General features: G+C 58.6%; 14 protein-coding genes. 8 read left to right on the top strand and 6 right to left on the bottom strand.

What is annotated here, in order from left to right; genetic code table 11:
- Nucleotides 1-47 precede the first annotated feature (47 nt).
- Nucleotides 48-503: a DUF721 domain-containing protein gene (locus C2E19_RS23180; protein WP_129395245.1), complete on the bottom strand. Its 456-nt coding sequence runs from the start codon at nucleotides 501-503 to the stop codon at nucleotides 48-50.
- A 308-nt stretch (nucleotides 504-811) separates the two neighbouring features.
- On the opposite strand from C2E19_RS23180, the gene secA reads away from it, so the two are divergent.
- From secA to C2E19_RS23160, 4 genes are all read left to right on the top strand, one after another.
- Entirely contained in the window at nucleotides 812-3,547 is a 2,736-nt protein-coding gene (gene secA / locus C2E19_RS23175) for a preprotein translocase subunit SecA (protein ID WP_129395244.1), read from the top strand.
- 122 nt (nucleotides 3,548-3,669) lie between these two features.
- Entirely contained in the window at nucleotides 3,670-4,887 is a 1,218-nt protein-coding gene (gene argJ / locus C2E19_RS23170; protein WP_129395243.1) for a bifunctional glutamate N-acetyltransferase/amino-acid acetyltransferase ArgJ, read from the top strand.
- A 217-nt stretch (nucleotides 4,888-5,104) separates the two neighbouring features.
- Nucleotides 5,105-5,737, top strand: coding sequence for a glutathione S-transferase family protein (locus C2E19_RS23165; protein WP_129395242.1), 633 nt, complete (start codon nucleotides 5,105-5,107; stop codon nucleotides 5,735-5,737).
- Entirely contained in the window at nucleotides 5,734-6,681 is a 948-nt protein-coding gene (locus C2E19_RS23160; protein ID WP_129395241.1) for a Nudix family hydrolase, read from the top strand. Before C2E19_RS23165 ends, C2E19_RS23160 begins: the two co-directional genes overlap by 4 nt.
- A 113-nt stretch (nucleotides 6,682-6,794) precedes the next feature.
- Here the strand turns inward: C2E19_RS23160 and C2E19_RS23155 are convergent, their stop codons facing one another.
- The 3 genes from C2E19_RS23155 to C2E19_RS23145 are packed head-to-tail and all read right to left on the bottom strand — an operon-like array spanning nucleotide 6,795 to nucleotide 10,382.
- Nucleotides 6,795-7,379, bottom strand: a complete 585-nt coding sequence (locus C2E19_RS23155; RefSeq protein WP_129395240.1) for a cob(I)yrinic acid a,c-diamide adenosyltransferase — start codon at nucleotides 7,377-7,379, stop codon at nucleotides 6,795-6,797.
- Nucleotides 7,380-7,382: 3 nt separating this feature from the next.
- Nucleotides 7,383-9,419 carry an ATP-binding protein gene (locus C2E19_RS23150; protein ID WP_129395239.1) on the bottom strand — a complete coding sequence of 679 codons (2,037 nt, stop codon included), beginning with the start codon at nucleotides 9,417-9,419 and terminating at the stop codon, nucleotides 7,383-7,385.
- Between the two features lie 45 nt (nucleotides 9,420-9,464).
- A complete protein-coding gene (locus C2E19_RS23145; protein ID WP_129395238.1) occupies nucleotides 9,465-10,382 on the bottom strand; it encodes a putative 2-dehydropantoate 2-reductase in 918 nt (305 codons plus the stop codon).
- A gap of 140 nt (nucleotides 10,383-10,522) precedes the next feature.
- On the opposite strand from C2E19_RS23145, the gene C2E19_RS23140 reads away from it, so the two are divergent.
- On the top strand, nucleotides 10,523-11,008 hold the full coding sequence (locus C2E19_RS23140) for a YajQ family cyclic di-GMP-binding protein (protein ID WP_042560649.1): 486 nt from the start codon (nucleotides 10,523-10,525) through the stop codon (nucleotides 11,006-11,008).
- Nucleotides 11,009-11,160: 152 nt separating this feature from the next.
- Nucleotides 11,161-12,003: a mechanosensitive ion channel family protein gene (locus tag C2E19_RS23135; protein ID WP_064391795.1), complete on the top strand. Its 843-nt coding sequence runs from the start codon at nucleotides 11,161-11,163 to the stop codon at nucleotides 12,001-12,003.
- Between the two features lie 118 nt (nucleotides 12,004-12,121).
- Here C2E19_RS23135 and C2E19_RS23130 read toward each other — a convergent pair whose 3' ends face one another.
- Nucleotides 12,122-13,471 carry an OprD family porin gene (locus C2E19_RS23130; RefSeq protein WP_129395237.1) on the bottom strand — a complete coding sequence of 450 codons (1,350 nt, stop codon included), beginning with the start codon at nucleotides 13,469-13,471 and terminating at the stop codon, nucleotides 12,122-12,124.
- Between the two features lie 896 nt (nucleotides 13,472-14,367).
- Here C2E19_RS23130 and C2E19_RS23125 point away from each other — a divergent pair.
- Entirely contained in the window at nucleotides 14,368-14,793 is a 426-nt protein-coding gene (locus C2E19_RS23125) for an HIT domain-containing protein (RefSeq protein ID WP_129396168.1), read from the top strand.
- A gap of 3 nt (nucleotides 14,794-14,796) precedes the next feature.
- On the top strand, nucleotides 14,797-15,003 hold the full coding sequence (locus C2E19_RS23120) for a SlyX family protein (protein ID WP_129395236.1): 207 nt from the start codon (nucleotides 14,797-14,799) through the stop codon (nucleotides 15,001-15,003).
- A gap of 67 nt (nucleotides 15,004-15,070) precedes the next feature.
- Here the strand turns inward: C2E19_RS23120 and C2E19_RS29315 are convergent, their stop codons facing one another.
- Nucleotides 15,071-15,673, bottom strand: a complete 603-nt coding sequence (locus C2E19_RS29315) for a cold-shock protein (RefSeq protein WP_129395235.1) — start codon at nucleotides 15,671-15,673, stop codon at nucleotides 15,071-15,073.
- Nucleotides 15,674-15,679: the final 6 nt, after the last annotated feature.

Genomic DNA, 15,679 nt, shown 5'->3' with positions numbered 1-15,679 from the left:
AGCAGGCTCGCTCCCACATTAAATAATTATTCACGTTCGGATAGCGCTCAGGTTTTGTCTTTTGCGTGCGCCGCAAGACGCTCAAGTGCGGCACGCAATCCCGGATCACTGATCCCGTCCGCCGTCGCCTGAATCGTCGCCGCCGCATCCGTCGACAAATCCATCGTGTGCCCGGCCGCGCCGCGTTGCACTGTTGGCGGTTGCACCTTGAACAGGATCCGCGTCAGGCTGGCGAACTCATCGAACATCTGCAGTTGCCGCTGCAAACGTTTTTGCTGATAGCGCAGGCGGGTGGCCCAGTGGCCATCGGTGACAATCAGCAACAAACTGCCCTCACGCCACGAGGCAACATGGCAATGTTCACGGGCGGCAGGCTGCAGTTGGCTTTCGAGCAGACGCTGCAAATGCCCCAGGCGCTGAGCATGGCCGAGGATGGCTTTGAGCGGCTTGGCTTCGCGCAAGAGAACGGCGGGTGCTTTGGCCGTAAGAGGGCGAAATGCCATGATCGAACACCTGAAGTAACAGAATCGCCATGGTAGCAGAAAGGCCAAACTCACTCGCCCATTGCTTTTGCCCCCGCTTTACCCATTAAATCAACGACTAACTTCTGCCTTGTATGACTTGAAGTTGAGCAAAACGCCCCTATTTTAAGTGAGCCCCGTCAAAGCGCAGTGCCAGCATCGTGGAATATCGCCACTTTCCTCACTTCCGTTTCCGGGTAGAATGCTCGTTCGCATGCGGCCATGAGGGCTGCACGGGCGACGCTCACGGGGCCGCCCTCCATCCCTTTAGTGTGGAAGATCCTGCCGATATGTTTGCGCCTTTGTTAAAGAAACTTTTTGGAAGCAAGAACGAGCGTGAAGTCAAACGCATGCTCAAGACGGTGCAGCTCGTCAATGCCTTCGAAGAGCAAATGGTGGCCCTTTCGGACGATCAATTGCGCGCCAAGACCGATGAGTTCAAGGCCCGCATCGCCAAAGGGGAAACCCTCGACAAGCTGTTGCCAGAAGCCTTTGCGGTCGCCCGCGAAGCCGGCAAGCGCATCATGGGTATGCGCCACTTCGACGTACAACTCGTCGGTGGCATGACCTTGCACGAAGGCAAGATCGCCGAAATGCGCACCGGTGAGGGTAAAACCCTCGTGGCGACCCTGGGTGTTTACCTCAACGCGCTGTCCGGCAAGGGCGTGCACGTTGTGACGGTGAACGACTACCTGGCCCGTCGTGACGCCAACTGGATGCGTCCGCTGTATGAATTCCTCGGCCTGACCGTCGGCGTCGTGACGCCGTTCCAGCCGCCGGAAGAGAAGCGTATCGCCTACGCCGCCGACATCACCTACGGCACCAACAACGAATTCGGTTTCGACTACCTGCGCGACAACATGGCGTTCAGCATGGAAGAAAAATTCCAGCGCGAACTCAATTTTGCCGTGATCGACGAAGTCGACTCCATCCTCATCGACGAAGCGCGTACCCCGCTGATCATTTCCGGTCAGGCCGAGGACAGCTCCAAGCTGTACATGGAGATCAATAAACTGATCCCGCAGCTGGAACTGCACATCGAAGAAGTCGAAGGCGAAGTCACCAAGGCAGGCCACTACACCGTTGACGAGAAGACCCGTCAGGTCGAACTCAACGAAGCCGGTCACCAGTTCATCGAAGACATGCTCACCGGCGTCGGCCTGCTGGCCGAAGGCGAGAGCCTGTACTCGGCGCATAACCTCGGTCTGTTGACCCACGTTTATGCCGGTCTGCGTGCGCACAAGCTGTTCAATCGCAACATTGAATACATCGTGCAGGACGGCCAGGTTGTCCTGGTCGACGAACACACCGGCCGTACCATGCCGGGCCGTCGTCTGTCCGAAGGCCTGCACCAGGCCATCGAAGCCAAGGAAGGCCTGAATATTCAGGCTGAGAGCCAGACCCTGGCATCGACCACGTTCCAGAACTACTTCCGTCTGTACACCAAGCTGTCCGGCATGACCGGTACCGCCGACACCGAAGCGTTCGAATTCCACCAGATCTATGGTCTGGAAGTCATGGTCATTCCGCCGAACAAACCGTTGGCGCGTAAAGACTTCAATGACCTGGTGTTCCTGACCGCCGAAGAGAAGTACACGGCGATTGTCGCGGACATCAAGGAAAGCATGGCCGCTGGCCGTCCGGTGCTGGTGGGTACTGCCACCATCGAAACTTCCGAGCACATGTCCGCATTGCTCGTGAAGGAAGGCATCGAACACAAGGTTCTCAACGCCAAGTTCCACGAAAAAGAAGCCGAGATCATTGCGCAGGCCGGTCGTCCGGGCGCGCTGACCATCGCCACCAACATGGCCGGTCGTGGTACCGACATCCTCTTGGGCGGTAACTGGGAAGTTGAAGTCGCTTCGCTGGAAGACCCGACCCCCGAGCAGATTGCCCAGATCAAGGCCGACTGGCAGAAGCGTCACCAGCAAGTGCTGGAATCCGGCGGTTTGCAAGTGATCGCGTCCGAGCGTCACGAATCGCGCCGTATCGACAACCAGCTGCGTGGCCGTGCCGGCCGTCAGGGCGATGCCGGTTCGAGCCGCTTCTACCTGTCGCTGGAAGACAGCCTGATGCGCATCTTCGCCTCTGATCGAGTGAAGAACTTCATGAAAGCCCTGGGCATGCAGCCGGGCGAAGCGATCGAGCACCGCATGGTGACCAACGCGATCGAGAAGGCCCAGCGCAAGGTTGAAGGCCGCAACTTCGACATTCGCAAGCAACTGCTCGAGTTCGACGACGTCAACAACGAACAGCGTAAAGTGATCTATCACATGCGTAACACGTTGCTGGCCGCTGACAACATCGGCGAGACCATCGCCGACTTCCGTCAGGACGTGCTCAACGCCACCGTCAGCGCGCACATTCCACCGCAATCGCTGCCAGAGCAGTGGGACGTGGCCGGTCTGGAAGCGACGATTGCCAGCGACTTCGGCGTGAAACTGCCGATCCAGCAATGGCTCGACGAAGACGATCACCTATACGAAGAAACCCTGCGCGAGAAGCTGATGGCCGAGCTGATTGCCGCGTACAACGAGAAAGAAGACCAGGCGGGTGCCGAGGCACTGCGCTCCTTCGAGAAGCAAATCGTTCTGCGCGTGCTGGACGACCTGTGGAAAGACCACCTGTCGACCATGGATCACCTGCGTCACGGCATCCACTTGCGTGGCTACGCGCAGAAGAACCCGAAGCAGGAATACAAGCGCGAGTCGTTCACGCTGTTCTCCGAGCTGCTCGATTCGATCAAGCGCGACTCGATCCGTGTGCTGTCGCACGTTCAGGTTCGCCGCGAAGATCCGGAAGCCGAAGAGCAGCGCCTGCGTCAGGAAGCCGAAGCACTGGCCGCCCGCATGCAGTTCGAACACGCTGAAGCGCCAGGTCTGGAGCAACCGGAACTGCTCGGTGAAGAGGTCGATGTGGCCCTCGCCGCTGCCCCGGTTCGCAATGAACAGAAGCTGGGCCGCAACGAACTGTGCTACTGCGGTTCGGGCAAGAAATTCAAGCATTGCCACGGGCAGATCCAGTAAAACCCGTTTCAATCGCTGAAATACCCGCGCCGCGACCGGCTCCTGCCGTCGCGGCGTTTTGCCATTTAAACCACCGTCGCTGCGAGCGGCGGTGCTGACATCATTGAGTAAGGAGCGCATTCATGGCTGTTGGTCTTGGTCCTTTGCCAACGTTGCACCCGGTTGCCGGTTTTGAACTCGGTATCGCCTCGGCCGGCATCAAGCGTCCTGGGCGCAAAGATGTCGTCGTAATGCGCTGCGCCGAAGGCTCGACCGTGGCGGGCGTGTTCACGTTGAACGCCTTTTGTGCAGCACCGGTGATTCTGGCCAAGAAGCGCGTGCAGAACGCTGTGCGTTACCTGCTGACCAACACCGGTAACGCCAATGCCGGCACCGGCGAGCCGGGTCTGGCCGCCGCTGAGCGCACCACGGCGAAACTGGCTGAGCTGACCGGCGTTGCTGCCGAGCAGATTCTGCCGTACTCCACCGGTGTGATCGGCGAGCCACTGCCGGTCGAGAAGATCGAAGGCGCGTTGCAAGCCGCGCTGGACGACCTCTCGGAAAACAACTGGGCAGCGGCCGCCACCGGGATCATGACCACCGACACCTTGCCGAAGGGCGCCAGCCGCCAGTTCGAGCATGACGGCGTGACCATCACCGTGACCGGCATCAGCAAAGGCGCGGGCATGATCCGCCCGAACATGGCGACCATGCTCGGTTACATTGCCACTGACGCCAAAGTCTCCCGCGACGTGCTGCACAATTTGATGCTCGACGGCGCCAACAAGTCGTTCAACCGCATCACCATCGACGGCGACACCTCGACCAACGACTGCTGCATGCTGATTGCCACCGGCAAGGCTGCATTGCCGCAAATCACCCGCGCTGAAGGCGAGTTGTTCGCCAAACTGAAGCAGGCGGTGTTTGAAGTGTGCATGGATGTCGCCCAGGCCATCGTGCGTGACGGCGAAGGCGCAACCAAGTTCGTCACCGTTGAAGTGAATGGCGGCGGCAATCATCAGGAATGCCTGGACGTCGGCTACACCGTGGCGCACTCGCCGTTGATCAAGACTGCGCTGTTTGCTTCCGACCCGAACTGGGGCCGTATCCTCGCGGCCGTAGGCCGTGCCGGCGTTCCGGATCTGGACGTGAGCAAGATCGACGTGTTCCTCGGTGACGTGTGCATCGCCAGCCGTGGCGCGCGTGCGGCGACCTACACTGAAGCGCAGGGTTCGGCGGTGATGCAGCAGGAAGAAATCACCATCCGTATCGAGTTGGGTCGCGGCGATTGCAGCGAAACCATCTGGACCACCGACCTGTCGCATGAATATGTGAAGATCAACGCCGAATACCGCACTTGATCTAACCTGAGACCGAGTCGCGATGGCGGACATTCAGGCAAACATCGATGTTGAATGGGCCGGCCTCTTCGCGAGCAAGCCCGCTCCCACAGTGATTGAGATCGTTCACAAACTTTGTGTACACCCATAAAACCTGTGGGAGCGGGCTTGCTCGCGAAAGCGATGGTTCAGACACAGCAAGTTTTGAAGCTTTCCTCTGACGAAAAGGCGCCACACCATGTCCTTGCACCTGATCATCGGCGACAAACTGCTTTCCTCCTGGTCCCTGCGCGCGGCACTGGCGGTGGAACTGACCGGTGCTCCCTACACGGAAGAGCTGATCAAACTCGGCAAGCCCGACACCCGCGAGCTTTTGCTCAAACATTCACCGACCGCCAAGGTGCCGCTGCTGCAAACCGCACGCGGGACCATTGCCGACTCGTTGGCCATCGCCGAATACCTCGCCGAACAATTTCCGTCCGAGCAGCTCTGGCCGAGCGATATCTTCGCCCGTGCCCAGGCACGATCCGCCTGCGCACAAATGCACAGCGGCTTTTTCGCCATGCGTAATCACATGGCGTTCAACCTCAGCCACGACGCGCCGCTTAGCCCGGTGCCGCCGGAGGTGAAGGTCGATATCGAACGCATGCTGACGCTGTGGGCCGAATGCCGTGCTGCGGCCACCGAAGCCGGGCCGTACCTGTTTGGTCGCGTGAGTCTGGCCGACGCATTTTTCGCACCGATCGCCGTGCGCCTGCGCACCTATCAGGTACAGCTGCCGGCCGCCGATCAAGCCTATGTTGAAACCGTCTACCAATGGCCGGCCTTCAAGGCGTGGCAAAAGGCTGGACTGGAGGAATTGAACCCGTGAAACGCGTACACGTCGCCGCTGCCGTCATTCGTGACGAGAGTGGCAAAATCCTCATCGCCCGCCGTGCCGATACCCAGCATCAGGGCGGTTTGTGGGAATTTCCCGGTGGCAAGGTCGAGGCTGACGAGTCAGTCGAAACCGCGCTGGCCCGCGAGCTGCACGAAGAGTTGGGCATCGTCGTTGGTGCTGCCCGACCGCTGATCAAGGTGCGTCACGATTACCCCGACAAGCAGGTGTTGCTGGATGTCTGGGAAGTCTCGGCATTCACCGGCGAACCCCACGGTGCCGAAGGTCAGCCATTGGCCTGGGTCACGGCGAAGGAACTGGTGAGCTACGAGTTCCCGGCAGCCAATCAGCCGATCGTGGCGGCAGCGCGCTTACCGGCGCAATACCTGATCACCCCGGAAGATCTGGAAACCCCGGCGTTGCTGCGCGGTATCCAGAAGGCGATCGCTGGCGGGATCAAATTGATCCAGCTGCGCGCCCCGAACGGTTACGACCCCAAGTACCGTGATCTGGCGGTGGATGCTGCGGGTCTGTGTGCAGGCAAGGCGCAACTGATGATCAAGGGGCCGTTCGAGTGGCTCGGCGATTTCCCTTCGGCTGGTTGGCACATCACCTCTGCACAGTTGCGTAAATACGCAGCGGCGGGGCGTCCGTTGCCGGCGGAACGCTGGTTGGCGGCGTCGTGTCACAACGCTGAGGAATTGGCGTTGGCGGAACAGATGGGCGTGGATTTTGTAACCCTGTCGCCGGTGCAGCCGACCCTGACGCACCCGGATGCGCAGCCGTTGGGCTGGGAGCAGGCCGGGACGTTGATTGAAGGCTTCAGTAAACCGGTGTTTCTGTTGGGCGGGGTTGGCCCGGTGGAGTGTGAGAAGGCCTGGAATCATGGCGCTCAAGGTGTAGCCGGGATTCGCGCGTTCTGGCCTGATTCCTTGTAAAGGCTATCGGCCCCTTCGCGAGCAGGCTCGCTCCCACAGTTGATCGGATTTCTTCAATTGGAATGCAATCAAATGTGGGAGCGAGCCTGCTCGCGAAGGCGATCTTTCAGGCGCTAGATTACTGCAGGTTTTACCGCCGGTTGCCAAAGAATCTCGGCAATACCTTGTCGCCGCGCAATCAACCGCGCCGCCACAAACAACAAATCCGACAACCGATTGATATACGCCAGGCCAACCCCGGCCAGCGGTTCAAGCGCATTCAAATGCTGACAGCGCCGCTCGGCACTCCTCGCCAGGCTGCGGCACACATGCGCCTGTGCAATCAGCATTGATCCACCCGGCAAAATGAAATTCTCCAGCGGCCCCAGCTCTTCATTCCAGACATCGATCGCTGCTTCCAGCCGTTCGATTTCCGCCGCGTTCAGCGCCTGATACTCCGGCATCGCCAGCTCGCCACCGAGATCGAACAGCCGATGCTGACAAGGCGTCAGCACCTCGATCAATTCGTTCAGCCCCGGAAACTCCTCTCGCTCGGCAATCAATCCGGCCAACAGCACGCCGACCTGACTGTTCAGCGTATCGACTTCGCCAATCGCCTCGATGCGCGGGTGATCCTTTGGCACGCGACGGCCGTCGCCCAGGCCGGTTTCGCCTTTGTCGCCGGTGCGGGTGTAGATCTTCGACAAGCGAAAGCCCATGGGTTACCTCGGTAGTTGATTGGTTTCGGCGGCGATGGCGGCAGGCTGCGTCAACGGCAGGCGCAAGGTGAAACAGGTGCCCTGGCCGGGCGCGGACTGCACTTCCATCTGGCCTTTGTGATTATTGGTAATGATGAAATACGACACCGACAAGCCCAGCCCGGTGCCCTGACCGATTTCCTTGGTGGTGAAGAACGGCTCGAAGGTGCGTTTGCGCACGTTCTCGCTCATGCCGATGCCGTTGTCTTCAACCTGAATCTCGGCCCACGGCGGATTGAGTTTGGTTCGCAGGATGATCCGCCCCGGCTCACTGTCGTCCTCGCGCTGGTGAATCGCCTGCGCAGCGTTTTTCAGCAGATTGAGCAGCACTTGCTCAAGTTCGTTGGCGGTGCCCGGCACCGGGCCAAGTGTCGGATCAAACTGGCGGACGATCGCCTGTCCCTTGAAGTCGAAGCCGATGGCCAGATCGAAGTCGTTGCCCGCAATATCGACCGCTTGATCAATCAATGCCGGCAGATCGCACGGGGCCATCTGGCGTGTGCTGCGGCGACTGAAACTGAGCATGTGCGTGACGATTTTCGCCGCCCGGGCGCCAGCCTGCTGAATGCCATCGAGCAACTGCGGCACTTCGCGGCCTTGCAGGTAACGGTTGACCGTGTCGATTTCAATGCCCAGTTGCTCGGCGGTTTCGAGGTTCTTCGGCAGCTCGGCGGACAACCGCCGACGAATGTTCTGCACGTTATGCAGAATCGCCCCCAACGGGTTGTTGATCTCGTGGGCCATGCCGGCGGCGAGGCCGCCGACCGAAAGCATTTTCTCCGACTGCACCATCATTTCTTCCAGCGACAGGCGCTGGGTGATGTCGTCGATACGGATCACCACGCCGCGCCCGGCACCGCCCATCAGTGGATAAAACGTCAGTGCGTAATGCTTCGGTTCATCGTCCTTGAACCACGTCACTCGCTCGATCTTCGCCACGGTGTGCTGTTCGACGGTCTGCTTGAGCTGCGGCAGAAACGGCTTCAGCGGCTCGAAGGCGAGGAAGATCGGCTGGTTCAGCGCTTCGTCCAGGCGCGTGCCGGAGAGCGCGCTGGCTTCCTGATTCCATTGGGTGACGTAGAGCTGCTCGTCGAGGGCGATCAGCGCCGAGGGCATCGAGTCGATGATGCTGTTGAGGTAGTTCTGGAAACCGGTGAGTTTCTTCTCGATCTTGCTGCGCACCTGGACTTCGAGTTCCAGCTTGCGGTTGGTGTGGCGGGTCTCCTCGGCCAGCCCTTGTGCCTGATCGTAAGCCGCTTGCGAGTCATCGCGGGCGCGCTTGAGCTGCTGCTCACGCGCCTCGATGCGCGAAAGCATGGTGTTGAACGCCTCGGCGAGGCTGCCGATTTCGTCGTGGTTGCCGCGCGAGGCGCGCAGGGCATAGTTCTCTTCGCGGGTGACCTGGCGCGAGAGTTCTTCCAGTTCATGGATCGGCCGGGTGATCAGGCGTTTGATCTGCCGGGCAATCACCAGCCACAGCAACACACTGAAAATCAGGATGCCGAGGCTCGCGGTCAGGGTGCCGGTGTAGAACGCCATCGGCAGTTCGCTGCTGGCCACCAGCAACAAATGTCCCGGCGCGGTGCCGGGGCGGGGCAGGGTGATCAACTGGTTGCTGCGAAACTCGGTCAGTTGCCAGGCTTCGATATGCCGATAGCGTTCCGGCAGTTTGAGCTTGTCGCCGCGCTGCACCTGCGCCAGCCGTTCGCCTTTGCCGTCGTACAGGGCGGCGGCGCGCAGCGGTGAATAACTGTCGAGTTCCTTGAGCAGGCGTTCGGCGCTTTGCGGCGATTGCAGGGCTTCGCTGACCAGACTCGGGTTGGCGATCAGTCGGCCGATGGTCTGCAAGGCTTGTGGCGCCATGCTTTCCTGTGAGATGTAGTAGGCGGCGCTGATAAAGGTCAGGTTGGCGACCAGTAAAACCGTGGTCAACAACACCAACAGGGCGGCCAGCAGTTTCTGGCCGACCGGCAGGTTTTCGAGGCGCTGGCGCAATGGCATCAGGTTTATCGCAGCAAAGGAACAAGTGGCCAGCGTAGCCGCTGCTCAGTCGCTGGGCAATCCAAGGCTGTGCAGATGAGCGATCAGCCGTTGCTGCAATTGCTTGAGGTGCGGCAGGTTCAGTTGGTGGCGCGCGGCGACTGCGCAGGCGTGCCCCAGCAGATAACTGATTTCGGTGCGGCGCCCGTTGGCGACGTCCTGATACATCGAGGAGTAATTGGCGGCGGTAGCGTGAATGACGCGTTCGACTTCCGCTTGCAGGTTGTCCGCCGCTGCCGGCTGGCCGCAACGCTGCAGCAATTCCGCCAGCTCAGCGCACAACGTCGCGACTTCGCATTGGTGTTGTTGCAGGCCACCGTTGCGGCAGCCATGCAATACGGTCAGCGGGTTGATGGCGCAGTTGAGTGCGAGCTTGCGCCACAGGCGGGTGAGGATGTCGGTGCTCCACTCGTGGGGGATTTTCGCCGCGTGCAGATCATCCAGCCAGATCGGCGCGACCGGATGACCGGCATCGCCGAGCCAAGTGAAACCGTGGCCGGCGAACACCACACGCCAGTCGCCATCGCGGAACGCGCCTTCGGTGCTGGAAGCGCTGATGCAGCGTGCATGCGGAATTTGCGTGGCGACGGCATCCTGACTGCCGAGGCCATTCTGCAGCAGGATCAGTTCGGCATCCGGCGACAGACGCGGGGCGAGGCGGGCGACTGCACTTTCGGCGTCGTAGGCCTTGCAGGCTACCAACAAGCGCCGGATCGGCTCGGGGCTGTCCGGCGTTTCACCCGGCACCGCATAGGTGCTGGCCTGGCCTTGTTCGACCAGGGTCAGGCCGCCCGCGGCCTGGTAACTGCGCAGGCGTTCGCTATTGCGCACGATCAGCCTGACCGGTATGCCTGCGCGTGCCAGGCGCGTGGCCCATAAGGTGCCGAGACTGCCGGCGCCGAGAATATGCCAGGGGGTCGACATCAGTTTTTTGCTCGAATGGTTGCAGGCATGTGAGGCTCGCCGTGTCGTCAGGAAAAGACCCGTTATAATGAGCCCGATTTTAACCGCAAGCCAAGCGCGCTCCATCCTCATCGAGCGCGCCTTTTTATTGGAGAGATTACATGCCGTCGTTCGACGTGGTATCCGAACTGGACAAACACGAACTCACCAACGCGGTCGAGAACGCCGTGAAGGAACTCGATCGTCGTTATGACCTGAAAGGCAAAGGCAGCTTCGAGTTCAAGGAAAAAGACCTCACCGTCAGCCTGACCGCTGAAGCCGGGTTCCAGCTGGAAGCGATGATCGAAATCCTCAAGCTGGCACTGGTCAAGCGCAAGATCGACGTGCAGTGCCTTGAGGTCAAGGACGAGTACGCTTCGGGCAAGTTGATGAAACAGGATGCCGTGCTCAAGGAAGGTATCGACAAAGAGCTGGCGAAGAAGATCGTCGGCCACATCAAGGACGCCAAGCTCAAGGTCCAGGCTGCCATTCAGGGCGAGCAGGTCCGTGTCACCGGCAAGAAGCGTGATGACTTGCAAGAAGCCATCGCGGCACTGCGTGCCAAGGAATTCGGCATGCCTCTGCAGTTCAACAACTTCCGCGACTAAGCTCGGTCAGATGACCTGTGGGAGCGAGCTTGCTCGCGAAAGCGATGTGTCAGTCAACTCATTGGCTGAATGACCCACCGCTTTCGCGAGCAGGCTCGCTCCCACATTTGTTTTGAATACACCCCGGAAAGCCGGAAATCAGGAGATAGAACATGGATTTGAATGCTGAGGTAGACAACCTGGTCAAGGCGTCCCAGGCGTGGATCCCGATGATCATGGAATACGGCAGCCGCGTGCTGCTGGCGGTGATCACCCTGGCCATCGGCTGGTGGCTGATCAACAAGGTCACGCAAAAGCTCGGCGGTCTGCTGGCCCTGCGCAATGCCGATCTGGCGCTGCAAGGTTTTATCAGCAGCCTGGCCAACATCATTCTCAAGGTGCTGCTGATTGTCAGCGTCGCGTCGATGATCGGTGTTGAAACCACCTCGTTCGTGGCAGCCATCGGTGCTGCCGGTCTGGCCATCGGTCTGGCTTTGCAAGGCAGCCTGGCGAACTTCGCTGGCGGCGTGCTGATTCTGCTGTTCCGTCCGTTCCGTATCGGTGACTGGATCGAAGCGCAAGGTGTCTCGGGGACTGTCGACAGCATCCAGATTTTCCATACGGTGCTGCGTACCGGCGACAACAAGACCATCATTGTGCCGAACGGCAATCTGTCGAACGGGATCATCACCAACACCAATCGTCAGCCAACCCGCAAGGTTGTGTTCGATGTCGGTGTCGATTACGAAGCTGATCTGCAGAAGGCCCGTCAGGTGCTGCTGGATCTGGCCAAGGATGATCGCGTATTGCAGGATCCTGCACCCCAGGCGGTCATTTCGACTTTGGGTGACAGTTCGATCACTGTTTCCCTGCGTGTGTGGGTTAAAACCGCAGATTATTGGGATGTGATGTTCATGTTTAACGAACAATCGCGTGATCGTTTAAAGACTGCCGGCATTGATATTCCTTTTCCGCAACGCGTGATTCGCGTGGTGCAGGAATCGGCAACACAATGATAGGTTGCTAATTAATTGCCTGACTTCTCGGTCAGGCAATTCACTGAAGTGACAGGCAATAAAAAAGGCCCATCGCAAGATGGGCCTTTTTTTATGCTTCGAAACTAACCACTGACAATTACAAGATGTTCAGTGGGTATTCGGTGATCAGGCGGAATTCCTTCACGTCGCCTTCACCTTCGTCGGCGTTAGCAGTGTGCCACGCTTGACGAATACGGAACGACAGGTCTTTAGCCGGACCAGTCTGTACAACGTATTTGGCTTCGAAGTTGGTTTCGTGGTGTTTGCCATCTTCACCGTAAAGACCGGCGTAAGAGCTACCCGCTGGAGTGTGGGTGCCGTCAATATCCCAGCCTTTAACGTAACGAACCATGAAGCTCAGGCCAGGAACGCCGTACTCGGCCATTTTCAGGTCGTAACGGGCTTGGAGGGATTTCTCGCCTGCACCGTTAAAGTCGGAGTACTGGATGGAGTTGGCGAGGAAAATCGAGTCGCCACCACGGTTGTTCTTGCCAACACCGATGTAGTCGAACGGAGTGTCGCCGTTGACCTTCTGGAAGGCCAGAGTGAAGGTGTGTGCCTTCAGGAACGACAGCGCGGTTGCCAGCGAGAAGGCGGTGTTGCTGATGTCGCCCGCTTTGGCGCTGCCGGTATCGGTGGTGCGGTAGATGTTGAAGTCAGTGTTCAACGAAGTATCACCACCGAATGGAGTGGTGAGGTTCACGTTCGCGTAGTACTGGTTCCAGATGTCTTCCAGTTTGGCGCCGTACAGCGATGCAGTCAGGTTATCAGTGATGCCGTATTTGCCACCGAAGTAGTCGATGTTTTTCGCTTCAACACCAGCGTAGGTGGCGTAAAGGCCGCCATCACTGGCGTTTTTGTCTTGGCTGGTCGCCGAGTAGAAGTGACCGGCTTCGAGGTCGAGGTCTTTGACTTCACTGCTCTGCAACTGGAAGCCAGTGGCAGTTTGCGGAAGGATGCGGGAACCGCCAACAGCGAACACTGGAGCAGTGCTTGGCTGCATTTCGCCGAATTTCAGTTCGGTTTTGGAGATGCGGAACTTAATGGCGGCGCCGGCTTTGCCTTGGCTGTCATTAACGTCATGGGCATAACCGTTTGCTTTGACGGTGTCGCTACGGCTCATGTTGCCAGTACCGGAAGTACCATCACCGCCATCCAGTTTCAACGCCAGGTAACCGTATGCATCGATACCGACGCCGACGGTGCCTTGGGTGTAACCGGAAGTGAAGTTGCCGAGGAAGCCCTGGGTCCAGTCTTTCTGGTCGTGGCCGCCGTTCTTGTTGTCCCGGTTGAAGTAATAGTTCTTCAACGTCTCGGTCAGTGCCGCGCCTTCAACAAAACCTTTGGCTTCTGCCTGGTCACTAACAAACGGGGCGGCTGTAGCCATTTGAGTACTGGCTGCTGCTGCAACTGCCAGTGCGATCATGCTCCACTTCATCACGCGCATCGTGATTTGCTCCTTTGGTTTTAGAAGAGTACTGCCGTCCCACCTGTTTTATTATCTGGGCGGCTCTTTCTTTTTGTGTCGGCGCAAACTTATATCACGCCGACAATGTTGGCGATACTTGCTAATCCAACCTTTCAGCTTCTTTACGACACTGTCGCAAACGGCGTTGTGGATGTCGCAAATTCACAGTACCAATGCAGCCGGACTGACAACTTTATCGCTGTTTCTGGGCCTTTTTGCATCGGTAAAAAAGAGTCCCTGGCAAAACACTTGAATCTCCATCGGGCAACCCTGCCACTGTTCTTATGGGGCTTAAGGCATCCACTTCCAGTGGTGCGCTTATAGTCCATATGGGTACGAATGCAACAAGCGTGCACAAACCGCGTTTCTCTTGCGGTTATTTTTTCGAACACCCGCCTGTGCCTGTAAAAACCGCATGAATACTGGGCGCCAAGCCCCTTTTTATCAGGGCTTGACGCGATTCTTGCGATGGTGTTGCCACACCGGAAATCGCGCGTGACAACCAAAAACGTTACCGGTTCACCCCGCCAGTGAGTATTCGGCGGATGCCCGACGCAGTGAGCGTAGTCGCGCTGTACGGTTTTGGTGCAAAAAATTTTACAGATGTTCAGTATTCATACAGTTGGCGCGGCACAGCAAATGGAACGAGAGCAGCAATTTCGGTCATTTCTTCGGTCTTTCAGGCGCTGCTGGTTCCGTGGTGGTGCGCGTGGTGCATAAATGTCACATCTCGGGGCAGCGACAGCGCAAGTTCTCGGCACTGCGACCGTGAAGGCTGCGGCATTCGCAGGTATGCTGCCGTCCTGTCGCTTGGCGCGCCGTCGATAGGGATGGCCGCTAAGCTGAATTCTGTAGATCAGCCGGGAGTGCGCGCAGTGTTTGCTTTAGATCCACGACTTCAACAGGACACGCTGGTCATCGGCGATTTCCCGCTCAGTCGCCTGCTGCTGTCCAACGATGCCAACTACCCCTGGTTCATCCTTGTGCCTCGTCGCGACGATATCAGCGAGTTGTTTCAGTTGGATGTCGCCGACCAGCAGCAACTGTGGCAAGAAACCACGGCGCTGGCGGAGTTGCTCAAGGATTTATTCGATGCTGACAAAATGAATGTCGCGACCCTGGGTAACGTCGTCAGTCAGCTGCACATGCACGTGATCGTGCGCAAACGCGATGACGCGGCCTGGCCAGCGCCGGTATGGGGCAAGCTTGCGGCCAAGCCGTATAGTGCCGAGCAGGTTGCTGCCATTCGCGAAAAGTTGCGTCTGGTCCTGAGCGAGCATTTCACCTTTGTGGAGGGTTGAAGCATGAGCCTGGAAGAGCGCGTTAACGATCTGGAAAGCCGTATGGCGTTTCAGGACGACACTATTCAGGCATTGAACGACGTGCTGGTAGCGCAGCAACGAGTGGTCGACCGTCTGCAATTGCAGATGGCTGCGTTGCTCAAGCGTCAGGAAGAAATGGTCGGCCAGTTCGGCTCTTTCGAGGAAGATGCGCCGCCACCGCACTATTGAGTCCTTTTCTTCAGGCGTAAAAAAACCGCGAACAGCCAGGCTGCTCGCGGTTTTTTTATGCCTTGGATCAGCGACGCGGCAATGCGGCGATCACGTCCTCGGCTTGCAGGCCCTTGTCCCGGTTCATCACCGAAAATTCCACGCGCTGGCCTTCGACCAGAACGCGGTGGCCTTCACCACGGATGGCGCGAAAGTGCACGAAAATATCATCGCCGGAATCCCGGGAGATAAAGCCGAAGCCTTTGGAGGTGTTGAACCACTTGACGGTGCCGGTATCGCGATTGCTCATGTCATAGCTGGTTGGCGCGGCGGCAGGTGACGATTTGTAGAAGCTGACAGCCAGGTGCAGAACGACGGCAACCAGCGCAATCACCAGGCTGAACAGCACAGCTGGCTGGCCGGCGATGACCGGCATCGGGGCGATAAGGGTCAAGGTTTGCAGGACGACAGTCAGCACCAGAAGTGCGCTGACCAGATTTTGCAGATGCTGGCGCGGGCCTTTGTTCCAGTAAGGAATCACTGGAGCGATGACCAGGTTCAGCAGGCCGAAAAAGGCCAGGTAAAGTGCATCGGGTTGTTGCAGGTAGGGAACGGCTTCAGATTTCAAGCTGGGTATGAACGACAGCAGCAATGCCGCTGCGCCCATTAACAGGTGGACGATTTTCAACATTTTGAT

Origin of the sequence: Pseudomonas sp. DTU12.3 (genome assembly GCF_004124275.1) — a bacterium.
In the GTDB taxonomy this organism is placed as follows: domain Bacteria; phylum Pseudomonadota; class Gammaproteobacteria; order Pseudomonadales; family Pseudomonadaceae; genus Aquipseudomonas; species Aquipseudomonas helmanticensis.
This window is presented reverse-complemented; position numbering and strand designations above follow the sequence as displayed.